The following is a 14,882-nucleotide window of genomic DNA, read 5'->3' as shown; positions in this document are numbered from 1 at the left end:
GAAGACGAGTTCAAGCGATACGCTCTTGCTGGCGCAACAGGGCCCACAGTATCACCATCGGGAAGACCAGCATGATGATGCCGATATTCAGGGTTAGCGAGCTCGTCGTCAGGCCAAAAACAGGATAGCAAGTACACAATATTACGCCAGCCAGGGCATATGGCCGTGCTGCGGCTGTGCTGTGGCGCAGAGCATGTCCAAACAGGGTTAGCGGAACAATAAATAGCGCCAGCAATGCCAGTAGACCGATGATGCCGCGTTTGACTAAGGCGTCGAGGTAGTCATTGTGGGCATTGGTATACGCGCTGATGGCGCTACTCATCTTTCCCTCTGCCACGAGTTCTTGTTTTTGTGCCAGATAGCCGGTGCGCCCCATACCTAGCCATAGATTCTGCTTGGACATCTCCAGCGCGGTGCGCCACATCTCAAGACGTTGCCCCACAGATGTAGCCGCATCGCCGTTGCTTTCGAACTTTTCCAGTTCAGCGACCGCAATGATCGCGCGCTGGTAGACAAGCGAGCTCGGCATTGCATAGGCCACTGCGACTATTGCAAGCAACAAGGTGAACATGGCGATCCGGTAGCGTTTGCCATAGTGTTTGGCATGATGTACGGCGATGATCAGGAGGCAAATGGGCAGTACTACCCAGCCACCCCGGCTGCTGCTGATGATGGAGCCAAAAACGCCTGCCAGGCCGCCAGCGAGCAATACGCAGATCCAGACGAGCGAATGACGTTGCTCGCGGGCCCAGCCGAGACCTGACAAAGCCAACATGCCAAATAGCATGCTGGCGTTCCCGTAGTGGATCGGATTGCTTGTCGCCGCTTGTGGCCGTACGATGTTGGTGTCGAGAAATTGCATGAAGGCCAGTGTAGCGCCGGCCACGGCACCAATTGCCAGCCCACTCCACCATGCAGCAGGGCGGGGCGGATAGGCTATCAACAGGAGCAGCACGGGCACGGCCAGCAGTGCCCGCAATGGCATGTCGAGTTCGCGGGCAGGATCTGCGTGGTACAGCATGTTGGCCGTGAAAACACAGAAATACAGCAATAGGGTGCCCAGCAGCAGATAATCCCGGCGTTGCAGGTTCAGACGGGGGCGTTTCCACAGCAGCCAGCTACTGGCCAGCAGGAGAACCAGCGCGCCAAGCGAATATCCGCTGTTGACAGCCAGCGCCAATGCCGAAAAGAGAAAAACACAAACAGAGGTCAGGCCGAGCATGAATATCCTTGGTAACGCGCGTGTCGCCATTATGGCAACTGTAGCAACATAAAGTAGGCGTCATTGTAATCGAAGGTGACTGCAAAAACGCCCATGGGGGAATTTGCTCTTCGATAACTATTTAAGCAGTCTCAAGGGGAAGAATGAAAAAAACCATGGTTTTTAGCCATGGTTTTTTTGTAAGCAATGGTAACTTGCTGTTATTTTGCCAAGGCCGCAAGGCCTGTCATGTGTCTCAGGCGTTGGCTGGCACGCGCGTGGCCACGCCGGTGGCGATGGCCGCTTGCGATACGGCAGGCGCGACCCAGCTGCGCAGGCGTTCATCGAACGGCGATGGAATCAGCTGCAGCGGCGTCAGCGCGCTGCTCTCGTGACCCGGCAACGGCTCCTTGGCCAGTGCGGCGATGGCGCGCACGCAGGCCAGCTTCATTTCTTCGTTGATGGTGGTGGCGCCCACGTCGAGCGCGCCACGGAAGATGTACGGGAAGCACAGCACGTTGTTGATCTGGTTCGGATAATCCGAGCGGCCCGTGGCGACGATGGCGTCGTCACGCACGGCATGCACTTTTTCCGGGGCGATTTCCGGATGCGGATTGGCCAGGGCGAAGATCAGCGGCTTGGCGGCCATCGATTCGACCATCTGCGCGCTGACCACGCCGCCCTTCGAGACGCCGATGAAGATGTCGGTGCCGACCATGGCGTCGGCCAGGTCGCGGTCGCTCGTGTCATTCGCGTAGCGCGCCTTGTTCTCTTCCATGTTGGCATCGCGGCCCGGGTAGATCACGCCCTGGCTGTCGCATACTTTTAGCAGCGACTTGTTCAGACCCAGCGAGACGAGCAGGTCCAGGCAGGCGATCGAGGCGGCGCCCGCGCCCGAGACGGCTACCTTGACGTTGCCGATGTCCTTGCCCACCAGTTCCAGGCCGTTCAGGATGCCGGCCGCGACGATGATAGCCGTACCGTGCTGGTCGTCGTGGAAGACGGGAATGTTCATGCGCTTGCGCAATTGCTGTTCGATATAGAAGCAGTCGGGCGCCTTGATGTCTTCCAGGTTGATGCCGCCGAAGGTCGGCTCCATGCGCACCACGGTGTCGATGAACAGGTCGGGATCGTTCTCGGCCAGTTCGATGTCGAACACGTCGACGTCGGCGAACTGCTTGAACAGGCATGCCTTGCCTTCCATCACCGGTTTGCTGGCCAGCGGGCCGATATCGCCCAGGCCCAGCACGGCCGTGCCATTCGTGATCACGGCCACCAGGTTGCTGCGCGACGTGTAGGTGCCGGCCGTGCGCGGATCTTCCACGATGGCTTCGCAGGCGAAGGCCACGCCCGGCGAGTACGCCAGGGTCAGGGCGCGGGCGTCGCCCAGCGGTTTGGTTGGCGTGACGGAAATCTTGCCTGCGCGGGGTTGCGCGTGATAGGCGAGGGCGGCTTCTTTCAGGTTGAAGGTCTCGCCGTTCTGTTCGGCGTGCTTGCTGTGCGAAGTAGACATAGGAATTCTGGGAAGGGCAACCGGGCCCGAGTGGTAAGTCCGAGCCATGGTATGCAAGCGTTTGCACGCTGTCAAGGCTGGATTGTACTTAAGCACAACAAAACCGCTTTGGGCAACGCCATTAATTCAATGCAAGCGTTTGCTCGGTTTTTGACGAAATGAGCATTTTTTGCGATAAAATCACGCTATTGCGATCCGGGAAGCCCATGACAAACAAGAACCCCACCTTAAGCGACGTTGCGCGGGCCAGCGGCGTGCACTTTTCCACCGTGTCGCGCGTGATGAATCCGGCAACGCGGCAAATGGTCAGCGCAGAAGTGGCCGCGCGCGTGCTGGCCGAAGCGGGCCGGCTCGGCTACCGGCCCAACCGCGCCGCCTCCACCCTCGTGACGCGCAAGTCGCGCATCATCGGCGTGGTCTTGCCCGACATTACCAATGCTGTTTTCCCGCCGATTCTGCTGGGCATCGAAGAAGGCTTGCGCAAGCATGGCTACCTGGCCATCGTCACCAACGTGGGCGCCGACGAGGAAGAGCAGCTGTTCGTCATCAACCGCCTGCTGGGGCAGCAGGTCGATGGCCTGATCCTGGCCACGGCGCGTCGCGACGATCCCGTCATCAAGATGTGCATCGACCAGAACGTGCCCGTCGTTACCGTCAACCGCAGCGATGAAAACGGCGTCGCTTCCTGTGTCGTCAGCGACGACGTGGTCGGCATGCGCCTGGCCGTCGAGCATTTGCTGGCGCTGGGCCACCGCCATATCGCGCACATTGCGGGCCCGGAAAATTTGTCTACCGGCCATGTGCGCCGCCTCGGTTTCCTGGCCGCCATCCAGGCCAGCGAACTCGATCCCTCGCAAGCGTTCGTCTTTGAAAGCAGCGGCTATTCGCGCGAATGCGGCAAGGAGGCGTTGCTGGAACTGCTGCGCCATTCGCCGCGGACGACGGCCGTGGTGACGGGCAGCGACCTGGTGGCCCTCGGCTGCTACGACGCCATCCGAGAGCTGGGTTTGAGCTGCCCGGAAGATATTTCCGTCGTGGGCCACAACGACATGCCGTACATGGACATGATCCGTCCACCGCTGACCACCATCCGCATCCGCCACCACGGCATCGGCACGGAAGCGGCCCGGCTGATCCTGCAAACCATCGCCTCGCCCGATTCCCCAGTGCTCGACGTGCGCCTGAAACCCGAACTGGTGGTGCGCGAATCGACGGCGGCGCCGCGCGCCTGAGTCTGCCACTTGTTGCCCTTCTTTTGCTGGAGTATGTTTAAATCTTGATATTGATCAATCAAGACAACGCCATGCAGACGACAGCAAAACATGCACAGCAGGGTGGCCGCTGATGCCGAAGAATTTCGGCATGTCCGGCAACGCCTGGCGTTATGCGCTGGACAGCGACTATGGCTATTGCTCGCCCTTGCTTGACGGCATAGAGTTTGAAAACGAGTGGGTGACGATACGCGAATCGGCGATCCGCATCCGCGCCGGCTATGCCTGGGATGGCTGTTCGCCCTGCATCAGCGTGCTCGGCCTGTTTTATGTGGGCACGCCTGATGGCGCGCAGCACCTGGGCTTGCCGGCCACCTATCATGCCAGCCTCGTGCATGACGTGCTGTGCCAGTGGCGCGCCGACATTCCCGTCACCCGCGCGCAGTCGATCGCCATTTTCCACCAGTTGCTCAGGGATGTGCGCTTCCCCTTGGCGGGACTGTATGCGGGCGCCGTCTTCCTGTTCGGACCACGGCGCGGCTTCATGCAGCCCGGCACGCGCGCCGCAACGGCCGCCCCGCACCCACCAGGCGCGACATTAAAGCGGCGCTAACGCCGCCGCCGATGCGCCATGATGTTAAACTGGCGCCCCTCAACGTATTTTGCCCTCCATCGCCATGACCAAAACCAACACGCCTTCCCCGAAACGCCGCGAAGAGGGCGTCGCCAAGCTGACCGTCAATCCCTTCCTCGATGCCGAGTTTTACGCGCGCATGCGCGACTACACGGAACGCGACGCGGCCATCATCAAGGAATTGAAAGCGATCGCCGAGATTCGCGCCGGCAACAAGCAGCCCGACCCGCGCCTGGCGCCGTCGTTGCAAGCACTGCGCGATACCGTCAAAAAAGGTTTGACGTTTGGCGAGATGCTCGACCGCATCGCGGCCGGCAAGGAAAAAGGCTTGTGGGAACCATGGATGACCACCTTCGGCATTGAAATCCGCGCCGTCAATTACGGTGCCGGCCCGCGCAACGCCTGCCTGGTGCTGGACCTGGCCGCGAATGCCCCCGCGCACGCCATGTTCGCCAAGGCGGGCATTCAGAACTGGCGCAGCCTGGCCGCCGACGACTGCTCCGTCGTGCGCTCGGAAAAGGCGACGGAAACGACGCCCCTGAAAGTGTATGCCGTGTTTTACCTGGATCCGCTGCCGGCCTGAGCCAGTAGCCCTATCGCTAACGCAATCAGCATCACGCCCGACAGCCGTTCCAGCAACGGCAGCGCGCGGGCAAAGCGCTGCCGCAGTGCGCTGCTGCCGATGGCCAGCGCCACCGCCATATCCCACGCCAGTACGGCAAAGACCATCCACGCGCCATACGCGGCCATCGCAGCGGGGCTCGTCTGCCTGCCGGCCAGCACGGTGGCCAGGCTGACGTAGAACAGCGCGTTCTTCGGGTTCAGGATGGCCGAGACAAACCCCATCGCCACACCGCCGCGCCAGCGTACCTTGCCGGTGGCGGCCCCCGCCTCCAGGTTGCTCTTGCCCGCATGGCGCAGGAATAACCAGCCCAGGTACAGCAGATAGGCGCATCCCGCCAGCCGCACCACCATGAATGCCATACTGCCCGCCTTTAGCACCGATAGTCCGCCAAACGCCGCCACGATAAACACGGCATTGGCCACGGTAATGCCCACGCACGTGCCGGCGGCACCGCGCCAGCCGTGGGCCAGCGAGGTGCGCGCGATCAGGAAAAAATCGGGACCGGGCGACAGCAGGGAAAGAAAGTGGGCGGCGGCGATGAAAAGAAAATCCTGCATGGAGTTAGGCTCAGGCAATGGCGATGCGCGAGTATGCAGGGGCTGGCGGCAGCCTGTATTGAAGAAAATTGCAGCTTAGCGGTAGCGTCCCGGTGTGATGCCTGTATGGGCTTTGAACACGCGCTGAAAATGGCTCTGGTCCGCAAAGCCCAGTTCATGCGCCAGCTGCGCCAAAGCCGTCCCCGCCTGCAAGCGGCTGCGCGCGCGGTTCACGTGCGCGTTCAACTGGTAGGCATGCGGCGTCATGCCCGTGGCGGCGCGAAAGGCGCGGATCAATTGATACGGGCTCAAGCCCGCCGCTTGCGCCAGTTGCCGCAGGCTGGCCGAGGGCTGCGCCTGCAGCGTTGCGAGCACGGGCGCCAGTTGCTGCGGCACGGGCTTGCGTTCCGAAGGCAGCAGGTCTGCGCAGGCACTGGCGCAAGCGCCCAGGAAGGCCAGCAGCGCCGTATTTTTTTCATCTGTGCTGGCCGTTGAAAACAGCAGCGCATTCATGGCGCAAAACTGCGCGTATAGCAGCGGGCAGTGCAGCACGCGTGCCATGTCTCCATCGAGCGCCGGTGCGTGCGCTTGCAGCCACCGCGTATCGAGATGCAGCATCTGGTAGCTCCACAGGGCGCCAGGCAGGGGATTGCAGGCGTGCACGCAGCTGGCCGGCACCAGCACCAGGCTGCCATTGCCGAGCACGGCCTGGCCATCCTGGCTGCCCGTAAAGATGCTGCCACCCGCATCGACGGCGCCGATGGAAAAGGTGGGATGGCTGTGCGGCTTGTAGCACGCCCGGCTGTGGCAGGCGCGCCGGCTTTCCACGTGGGGCAGAGCCGGGTCGCGCCAGAAGGCGGTGGTGCTATCGCTTGCGTACATAGGCCTCAACCAGCCGGCGCGGGAGGGCGCAAATACAGCATTTGATGTTGCAGGTCGAACAGCACCGGCATTTGCCTGAAGAAATCCGTGCCCAATATGCCATCTGCCTTGAATGCATCCGGCAACGCCATCAACAGGGGCGAGATGCTCTTTCCGCCCGGCAGCGGCAGTGTGATCGTGCGGCAGGGAAGTCCGGGCCCCAGCTTGAAAGCGCATTTTTCCACGCGCGAAAACGCTTCGGCTGCCGAACTTTTTATAATGGAAATGGAGGCGGCCGTGTCGAGCACCAGGCGATAGGTTTTCTTGCCGTCGGCCAGATGCAGCAGCAAACCTTCATCGATGCGCTCGTATGGCACTGCCAGCCATCCGGCAGGTGGCGCGGCGCCATCGCTGGCGCTGATCTGCAGGGTGCCTGCCGGCAGGTCGAACACGACCCGCTTGCCGGCAAAAAAATTTAATCCCAGCACGGACATATTTGCCGGCAAGCCCTTTTGCTCGCCCAGCGCCAGGCCCCATGGCGTCAGAATGACGCCCTGCATGGCAGCGAATGGCAAGCCGTTGACGGTCAGCGCGGGAACGAGAAATTCGTCCGATGCATGAACTTTGCCTGCCAGGTCGATGCTTGTGCGTTGCCGGCCCGTGTAGGCCAGCCCTGGCAGCGATCGTGCGACCTCCGGCGTCAGGTGCAGGCTGGTGCTTGCACCCGTGTCGAGCACGAACGGCAGCGTCTTGCCGTTCAGCTCCAGTTGCACCACGGGCGTGCCCTTGGCGAGGGTGACGGGGAGCGTGGCGTTAGTAGCGGCCAGGGCCGTCGATGCGCACAGTAGCAACAGGCACAGGGCAGCGTTTGTTGTCATGGTCAGCGTGCGCAAAGGACTACATCAGGATCACGTCGTACTGCTCCTGGTGGTAGGCATTCTCCACCTGCAGCGAGATTTTCTTGCCGATGAAGTCACCCAGCATGGCCAGGTGCTGCGATTCTTCCTCTAAAAACAGATCCACCACTTCCTGCGAGGCGAGGATGCGGAATTCGCGCGGGTTGAACTGTTTTGCTTCGCGCAGCAGTTCGCGCAGGATTTCATAGCAGATGGTGCGCGAGGTTTTCACCTGGCCCTTGCCGGCGCAGGCGGGGCATGGTTCGCACAGGATGTGGGCCAGCGATTCGCGCGTGCGCTTGCGCGTCATTTCCACCAGGCCCAGCGGCGAGAAATTGCTCACCGAAACCTTGGTGCGGTCGCGCGACAGCGTGCGTTTGAGTTCGGCCAGCACGGCGTTGCGGTGCTCGGCGTTGTCCATGTCGATGAAGTCGAGGATGATGATGCCGCCCAGGTTGCGCAGGCGCAGCTGGCGCGCGATGGCGTGCGCCGCTTCCAGGTTGGTCTTGAAGATCGTGTCGGCGAAATTGCGCCCGCCGACAAAGCCGCCCGTGTTGACGTCGATGGTGGTCATCGCCTCCGTCTGGTCGACGATCAGGTAGCCGCCTGACTTCAGGTCGACCCGGCGGCCCAGCGCGCGCAAAATCTCTTCTTCCACGCCGTACAGGTCGAACAGCGGGCGCTCGCCCGTGTAGTGCTGCAGGCGCGTCAGTTCGCTGGGCGTGTAGATTTCAGCAAATTCGCGCAATTTCACATAGTTTTCGCGCGAGTCGACCTGGATGGTGGCCGTTTCATCGCCGACGAAGTCGCGCAGCACGCGCTGCGCCAGGCTCAAGTCCTGGTGCAGCAGGCTGGTGGCGGGACGCGTGCGCGCGCCGTGGGTGATCGTGCTCCAGGTTTTGCGCAGGTAGTCGACGTCCGCCTTCAGGTCCGCGTCTGACGCGTCCTCGGCCATGGTGCGCACGATGTAGCCGCCCTTTTCATCGGGCGGCAGCAGGCTTTGCAGGCGCACGCGCAACTGCTCGCGCTCCGCTTCCTTCTCGATCTTCTGCGAGATGCCGATATGTTTATCCTGCGGCAGGTACACCAGCATGCGTCCGGCAATGGAAATCTGCGTCGACAGGCGCGCGCCCTTGGTGCCGATCGGGTCCTTGATCACCTGCACCGTCAGCACCTGGCCGTCAAAGAGGATTTTTTCGATCGGCGCCGGCGTGGCGTTCTGGCCGTCGTGGCCACGCGCTTCCCAGATGTCGGCCACGTGCAGAAAGGCGGCACGCTCCAGGCCGATGTCGATGAAGGCCGACTGCATGCCCGGCAACACCCGCACCACTTTGCCGGAATACACATTGCCGGCCAGGCCGCGCGTGAGCGTGCGCTCGATGTGCAATTCCTGCACGGCGCCCTGCAGGATGAGGGCGACGCGCGTTTCTTGCGGCGTGATATTGATCAGGATGTCTTCGTTCATGGAGGCGCGGGAGTGGAGGCAACGAATGACATCATACCCGGGATCAGGGCAGGGGCAAACCTGCTTCACGCAGCAATTGCGCCGTCTCGTACAGGGGCAGGCCCATGATGCCGGAATGGCTGCCTTCGATGTGCTCGACGAACAGCGCGGCGCTGCCCTGTATGCCGTAGCCGCCGGCCTTGTCGTACGGTTCCGGCGTGGCGCAATAGGCGGCGATCGAGGCGGGCGAGAGCACGCCGAAGCGCACCTGCGACACCTGCGTGCGCTGCTCGGCGAAATTCTTGTAGTGCACGGCGATCGAGGTGAGTACCTCGTGCGTTCGGCCCGACAGCTGCTCCAGCATCGCCACGGCCTCGGCGCGGTCGGCCGGCTTGCCGAGGATGACGCCGTCGATGGTGACGGTGGTGTCGGCCGCCAGTACCGGACGTAGCGTCAGGTGGCGGCGGCGCACCAGGTCCCACGCAAAGGCGGCTTTTTCATTCGACACGCGGGCGACATAGTCGAGCGCCGATTCGCCGGGAAAGACTTCCTCGGTGACGTCGGCGCCGCGCGGGCCGTCGCTGCGCAGCAGCAGCAATTCGAAATCGACGCCGATCTGGCGCAGCAGTTCGCGCCGGCGCGGACTTTTGGAAGCGAGGTAGATCTTGTGATCAGCCGTTTTCATGGGGGAGTTCAGACGCGGTGATAGGGGTGGTTTTGCGTGATCGACCAGGCCCGATAGAGCTGCTCGGCGAGGATCACGCGCACCACGCCGTGCGGCAGGGTCATGCTGGAAATGCGCAGCATGCCTTCGGCACGTGCCTTGAGTTGCGGATCGAGACCGTCGGCGCCGCCGATCAGGAAGGCGGTGTCGCGGCCATCCTGCTGCCACGCCATCAATTGCTGCGACAGGCCGACGCTGGTCAGATCCTTGCCGCGTTCGTCGAGGGCGATGATGCGCACGCCCTTGGGCAGGACGGCTTCGATGCGTTCGCGTTCCAGCGCCATCGCCGTGGCGGCGGTCTTGCTGCCGGAACGCTCCACCGGCTTGATTTCTTTCAGCACGATGCGCAATTCCGGCGGCATGCGCTTCGCGTATTCCGCGAAGCCCGTCTCTATCCAGGCCGGCATTTTATGGCCGACCGCAGCGATGATGAGCTGCATCGAGGCTTACGCTTCGACTTTTTTGATACGCTTGATCACGGTTTTTGCCGGTGCAGCATCGGCTGCCGGCTTGGCCGCGCGTGGGGCGCGTACTTTTTTCTCTGGCAGTGCTTTCAGCGCTTTCACGGCAGCCGCTTCGGTCTTGGTTGGCGCGACTTTCACGGTCTTGCCGACAGCTTTGGAAGCGGTGGCTTTTTTCGCCGGGGCTTTCTTGGCGGCGGTGGCTGCCGTGGCTTTCTTGGCCGGCGTCTTTTTCTCGATCACGGGCGAAGCTTCCACATTGGCCTTGCTGGCTGCCAGATGGCCGCTGACCTTTTTCGGCTCGTCGCCAGCCGCTTTTTTCGGCGCGCGCTTGGCGGCACCCAGCTTGACCGGTGTGTCGCCCCAGATTTCTTCCAGGCGGTAGTAGGCGCGGATAGGCGCTTGCATGATGTGGACGATCATGTCGCCCAGATCGACCAGCACCCATTCACCGGTTTCCTCGCCTTCCATGCCGATGATCTGGCCGCCGGCGTCCTTGACCTTGTCGCGTACCGAGGCGGCCAGCGCCTTGGTTTGACGGTTCGAGGTGCCGGAGACGATCGCGATGCGGTCGAACAGGCTGGTCAGGTGACTCGTTTCGAAGACGGCGATGTCTTGGCCTTTGACGTCTTCAAGGGCGTCAACGACGAGGGTTTGCAGTTTTTTGATGTCCATTTAGCTTTTGTATAAATTATGTTGTTCAATATAGTCTAGCACTAGCGGGGAAACAAGCGAGTTTGCCCGATTCCCCCGTTGTAATGCCGCACGTATTTCGGTGGCGGAGATATCCACCGCGAAGTCCTGTGCCAGATAAGTCAGACCGTGCGGCGTGTTGCGGATGCTTTCCAGAGACCCCAGGCGGCGCGAAAATTCATCGGCGACCACTTGCGGTACTGCTGTGTCATTCAGCGCGAAGCCGGGGCGGGCCGCGACGCAGATATGCGCGTATTCAAATAATTGCTGCCATTCGCGCCATGTCGCGAGCCGCTGCAGCTGGTCGGCGCCCATCAGGAAAACGATGGAAGCGCGCACTCCCAGCTCGGCGCGTACCTGGCGCAAGGTATCGATGGTGTAGCTGGCCTGGCCATGTTCGCTGCGCTCGATTTCCTGGCGGTCGATCACCACGGGCAGGGGCAGGCCGGCAAAGGCCAGGCCGGCCATCTCGGCGCGCTGCTGGCCGGTGGCGCCCAGTTTATCCTTTTGCCAGGGCGCGCCTGCCGGAATCACGCGCAGTTCATCGGCGTGCAGCAGGCTGGAAAAATGCGTGCCCAGCGCGACATGGCCCATGTGCACCGGATCGTAGCTGCCACCGAGCAGCGCCACGCATGCCGTACCGCTTTCCTTCACGCCTGCAGCCAGTCGCGATGCACGAGGAAGTCAGTATACAACGCCGCTTCGGGACTGCCCGCTTCCGGGTGCCAGTCGTAGCGCCACTTGACCACGGGCGGCATCGACATCAGGATCGCCTCGGTGCGTCCGCCCGACTGCAGCCCGAACAGGGTGCCGCGGTCGAAGACCAGGTTGAACTCGACATAGCGTCCGCGCCGGTAGCACTGGAAATCGCGTTCGCGTTCGCCGTAGGGCGTGCCCTTGCGGCGCGCCACGATCGGCACATAGGCGTCGATGAAGGCGTCGCCGGCGCTGCGCATCATGGCGAAACTGCCGTCAAAGCCCAGGGCGTTGAAGTCGTCGAAGAAGATGCCGCCGGCGCCGCGCGCTTCGCGCCGGTGCTTCAGGTAGAAATAATCGTCGCACCACTGTTTGAACTTCGGATGCAGCTCGTCGCCAAACGGCGCCAGCGCATCGTGGCACACCTGGTGGAAATGCTTCACGTCGTCCACGTCGCCGTAATACGGCGTCAAATCCATGCCGCCGCCGAACCACCATACGGGTGCGCCATCGGCATTGACGGTGCTGAAAAAGCGCACGTTCATGTGCACCGTGGGCGCGTATGGATTGCGCGGATGCAACACCAGCGACACGCCCATCGCTTCCCAAGCCTTGCCACCGAGTTCAGGGCGCGCGGCCGCGGCCGATGGCGGCAATGCTGCGCCGGTGACGTGCGAAAAATTCACGCCGCCCCGCTCGAACACATTGCCTTCCTCGATCAGCCGCGAAATACCGCCGCCGCCCTCTGGGCGCTGCCAGGCATCGGTCAGGAAGGGCTTGCCATCCTGCGCTTCGAGCGCCTGCACGATACGGCTTTGCAAATCGAGCAAATAAGCCTTGACGGCCGAAGGAGAGGGAGTTGACGACATCGCGTGGGCCGACGAGGCCGAAATAAAAAAGTAAGGACGGATTGTACCCTGTTACGGATTTTTGTGATAGCAAAACCGGCGATGCTGTCGCCGGCCCTGCTTTACTGACGCGGCTTGTCCTGTATTACCTGCACCTCGAATTGGGGCGCATCCGCGCCTGGCTGGCGGGCGCCCTCCACCATGCTTGTCGCGCGCTGTTGCAGGTCCGTGCGTTCGATCGTGTCGGCCGGCTGCACCAGCGGTGCCACGGGCACTGGCTGCTCGCGCTTGAACCATGCGCGTCCTGCATACGTCAGCATCATCAGTATCGCCAGCAGCAGTGCCGCAGCCATGATGGTGGAAGGGCGCGGGCGGGGCCGGCCATATTGAGTCGGCGGTTTGCCGGCGGCATCGACGATCGCGCGTGCCAGTTGCGAGCCGTTCGCGCGCGTGCGCGCTTGCAGCTCCTTGTATTGCAGCGGCGATAGCGTGCCCTGTTTCAGCATGTGGCGCAAGGCCGCGACGGGCGTGGCGGCCAGGTGATAGTCTGGTAGGCTGTCGTGGGCGGCGTCACGCTGAAACTGGTTGATCAGGTTCTCGCCGTACAGCGCATCGATCGCCTCGCGGTTCACCTGCTGCAGCGCGGCGCTGGCTAGTTGCCGGCGTGGTTCATCGGCGGGCAGCTTGCGCAGCATCCTGAAAAAACGCTCCTCGGCCACCAGTTCGGCGCTCAGCAGCCAGGCCAGCGTCTTGATCTGGTCGGCATTCATTGCCAGTTCAGGCACATCGATGTCTTCGGCAGCATTGTGCGCGCGCTGCAGCTCGATGATCTGCAGCTCGGCCAGCGTATCGTCGTATTCGTCGCCGGTGATCAGGTCCAGTTGCCGCAGTTCGCCGAGTGGTTTGAGGCGCGGATCGGTGCTCATGGCCGCAGGCCTCCGGTCACAACACCGTAAAGCACGGACATCACCAGGATCATGCCCAGCACGATCAAGGCGCTTTTCCAGGCCGGTGGCCGCTTGTACGGGATGCGGTCGTGACCATGACGCAGCCTGGACGCTTCCATGATTTCGCGCGCCAGTGCGCTGCCATGTTCACGCACGTGCGCTTCCAGCGCCTCGAACTGCGCCGTGGGCAGGATGTCGTTTACCACCAGCCAGCGCATGGCGATCCACGGCGTATAAAACATGCGGTCGGCCGGCACCGCCGCATGTGCAGCATCGCGCTGGAACTGGTTCAGCAAATCGAGCTCGTACAAGGCGTCGACCTCGCGGCGGTTGTAGTACCGCACCCCCTCTGCTGCCAGCGCCTGTTGCCGGGGTGGCAGTGTGGCCGCGCGCTTGTCGAAGTCATTCTTGGGCAGCAGATCGGTCAGCAGCAGCCAGCCCAGGGTGGTGGCCAGGTCGGCGTCCTGCGCCAGTTCCGGCATGTCGACCGGCTCCTCGGCCGGGTGCAGGCGCTCATGGGCGGCGATATCGCGTTCCGAGTTGGCCTCGTCGAGTTCCTGCGCGGTGATCAGGCCCAGCTGGTGCAGCTGGTCCAGCGATGCGTGGGGCGGTTCGATATGCATGGACTTATTCTTTTACTTTGGCCTGGCGCAGCTCCAGGGCAAATTGTGGCGTTACCGACCAGCCATTGCCGGCAGCGTCGCGTTGGAAGGTAAACTCGCCTTCCTGCATCACTGCCGTGCCGCCGTTGAGCATGCCCAGCAAGGCGTCATTGCGTTCGATCAGCAGGCGGCAGGAATAGATGCCCGGCGAGATTTCCTTGCATGGCGCCAGCGGTTCGATTTCGGCGATTTCGCGCGTGCGCTCCATCGATTGCGTCAGCGAAAACGCTTGCCGTGGCTGGGGCATGATGCGCGCACCATCCATGCCGTCGCGGAAAGCCTTTTCCAGCGCCTCGCGCCCCAGGGGCTTGGCTTGCTGGGCAAAGTCGCCATCCTCGATGGTGCCAAAGCGCGCTTGGACCAGCAACGGTTGCGCACCCGTATAGCTGATGCGGCTCTTGCTGCCGCTGTCGTCGCGCGCGACGGTATAGGCATAGCCCATCTTCTTACCATCGAGTGCTATCGTGGCCAGGCAGCCACGGATATGTTGTGACGAGGCGTAACCGGCTTCTTTCACGTCGTGCAGGCTTGCTTTGCCCGTGCCTTCCGGCGCCGCCTTGTTGAGCATGCGTGTCATGGTGGTGAGCGTGTCGGTGGAGTCGCACTCGGGCACGGAATTGCCGCTCATCACATACCAGACCATGCCGGCCAGCGCCAGCGGCGCGCCGATCAGCCAGGCCAGGCGCGAGCCGGGAAACAAACCGTCGAGGACCACGCCGCGTACCGCCTTTTTATGTTCATCCTGGCGCGCTTGCGCATGCCGAACCACGCGCTTTGCATCGTCGCTGCCGCCGGCCTCGATGCGCTGCACCGTGGTCTTGAACTGCGCGCGCGGCAGCAGCCCCACATGGAGCATCCAGTTCAGCGCTTCGCCCGGCGTGGGCAGCAGAACGTCGCCGGGCAGGTGCGGCAGCGCCTGTTGATAAAGCT

Annotated in this window: 16 protein-coding genes and 1 pseudogene; 3 read left to right on the top strand and 14 right to left on the bottom strand. The window is 62.5% G+C overall.

Going from position 1 to position 14,882, the window contains the following annotated elements; translation table 11 throughout:
• Positions 1-10 precede the first annotated feature (10 nt).
• Positions 11-1,222, bottom strand: coding sequence for an O-antigen ligase family protein (locus tag ASN89_RS19645; RefSeq protein WP_058050462.1), 1,212 nt, complete (start codon positions 1,220-1,222; stop codon positions 11-13).
• 253 nt (positions 1,223-1,475) lie between these two features.
• Positions 1,476-2,714, bottom strand: a pseudogene (locus ASN89_RS19640) (malic enzyme-like NAD(P)-binding protein); the annotation flags it as partial.
• Between the two features lie 206 nt (positions 2,715-2,920).
• Here ASN89_RS19640 and ASN89_RS19635 point away from each other — a divergent pair.
• The 3 genes from ASN89_RS19635 (at position 2,921) to ASN89_RS19625 (ending at position 5,142) form a co-directional block, all read left to right on the top strand.
• The gene (locus ASN89_RS19635) at positions 2,921-3,946 is read left to right on the top strand and encodes a LacI family DNA-binding transcriptional regulator (RefSeq protein WP_058050460.1); all 1,026 of its coding nucleotides are present in this window, start codon (positions 2,921-2,923) and stop codon (positions 3,944-3,946) included.
• Positions 3,947-4,058: 112 nt separating this feature from the next.
• Positions 4,059-4,538 carry a hypothetical protein gene (locus ASN89_RS19630; RefSeq protein ID WP_058050459.1) on the top strand — a complete coding sequence of 160 codons (480 nt, stop codon included), beginning with the start codon at positions 4,059-4,061 and terminating at the stop codon, positions 4,536-4,538.
• A 64-nt stretch (positions 4,539-4,602) separates the two neighbouring features.
• Positions 4,603-5,142, top strand: a complete 540-nt coding sequence (locus ASN89_RS19625; protein ID WP_035821807.1) for a hypothetical protein — start codon at positions 4,603-4,605, stop codon at positions 5,140-5,142.
• Here the strand turns inward: ASN89_RS19625 and ASN89_RS19620 are convergent.
• From ASN89_RS19620 to ASN89_RS29055, 12 genes are all read right to left on the bottom strand, one after another.
• Positions 5,118-5,741 (bottom strand): LysE family translocator, encoded by a 624-nt coding sequence (locus ASN89_RS19620; protein ID WP_058050457.1) that lies wholly within the window; start codon positions 5,739-5,741, stop codon positions 5,118-5,120. The two genes, ASN89_RS19625 and ASN89_RS19620, sit on opposite strands and share 25 nt — an antisense overlap.
• Positions 5,742-5,816: 75 nt before the next feature.
• Positions 5,817-6,602: an AraC family transcriptional regulator gene (locus ASN89_RS19615; RefSeq protein ID WP_058050456.1), complete on the bottom strand. Its 786-nt coding sequence runs from the start codon at positions 6,600-6,602 to the stop codon at positions 5,817-5,819.
• Positions 6,603-6,607: 5 nt separating this feature from the next.
• Complete coding sequence (locus tag ASN89_RS19610; RefSeq protein WP_152988629.1) at positions 6,608-7,459, bottom strand: aspartyl protease family protein; 852 nt, start codon at positions 7,457-7,459, stop codon at positions 6,608-6,610.
• 19 nt (positions 7,460-7,478) lie between these two features.
• Positions 7,479-8,942, bottom strand: a complete 1,464-nt coding sequence (gene rng / locus ASN89_RS19605; RefSeq protein ID WP_034747098.1) for a ribonuclease G — start codon at positions 8,940-8,942, stop codon at positions 7,479-7,481.
• A gap of 43 nt (positions 8,943-8,985) precedes the next feature.
• Positions 8,986-9,606 carry a Maf family protein gene (locus tag ASN89_RS19600; RefSeq protein WP_058050454.1) on the bottom strand — a complete coding sequence of 207 codons (621 nt, stop codon included), beginning with the start codon at positions 9,604-9,606 and terminating at the stop codon, positions 8,986-8,988.
• Between the two features lie 8 nt (positions 9,607-9,614).
• A complete protein-coding gene (rlmH, locus tag ASN89_RS19595; RefSeq protein ID WP_034747108.1) occupies positions 9,615-10,085 on the bottom strand; it encodes a 23S rRNA (pseudouridine(1915)-N(3))-methyltransferase RlmH in 471 nt (156 codons plus the stop codon).
• Positions 10,086-10,091: 6 nt separating this feature from the next.
• Entirely contained in the window at positions 10,092-10,781 is a 690-nt protein-coding gene (rsfS, locus tag ASN89_RS19590; RefSeq protein WP_058050453.1) for a ribosome silencing factor, read from the bottom strand.
• A complete protein-coding gene (gene nadD / locus ASN89_RS19585) occupies positions 10,782-11,453 on the bottom strand; it encodes a nicotinate-nucleotide adenylyltransferase (protein ID WP_268766394.1) in 672 nt (223 codons plus the stop codon). It abuts the gene before it with no gap.
• Entirely contained in the window at positions 11,450-12,364 is a 915-nt protein-coding gene (gene hemF / locus ASN89_RS19580; protein ID WP_058050452.1) for an oxygen-dependent coproporphyrinogen oxidase, read from the bottom strand. The genes nadD and hemF overlap by 4 nt, the downstream gene beginning before the upstream one ends.
• Before the next feature lie 101 nt (positions 12,365-12,465).
• Entirely contained in the window at positions 12,466-13,269 is an 804-nt protein-coding gene (locus ASN89_RS19575; RefSeq protein ID WP_058050451.1) for a hypothetical protein, read from the bottom strand.
• The gene (locus tag ASN89_RS19570) at positions 13,266-13,913 is read right to left on the bottom strand and encodes a hypothetical protein (protein ID WP_046686099.1); all 648 of its coding nucleotides are present in this window, start codon (positions 13,911-13,913) and stop codon (positions 13,266-13,268) included. The genes ASN89_RS19575 and ASN89_RS19570 overlap by 4 nt, the downstream gene beginning before the upstream one ends.
• Positions 13,914-13,917: 4 nt before the next feature.
• Positions 13,918-14,882, bottom strand: a 965-nt coding sequence (locus tag ASN89_RS29055; protein ID WP_161911785.1) for a hypothetical protein, incomplete at its 5' end; no start/stop codon positions are given.

This window comes from Janthinobacterium sp. Ant5-2-1 (genome assembly GCF_001445815.1).
GTDB lineage: Bacteria > Pseudomonadota > Gammaproteobacteria > Burkholderiales > Burkholderiaceae_D > Janthinobacterium > Janthinobacterium lividum_E.
Note: the sequence above shows the minus strand (reverse complement) of the source record. Positions and strands in the feature narration are given on the sequence as shown.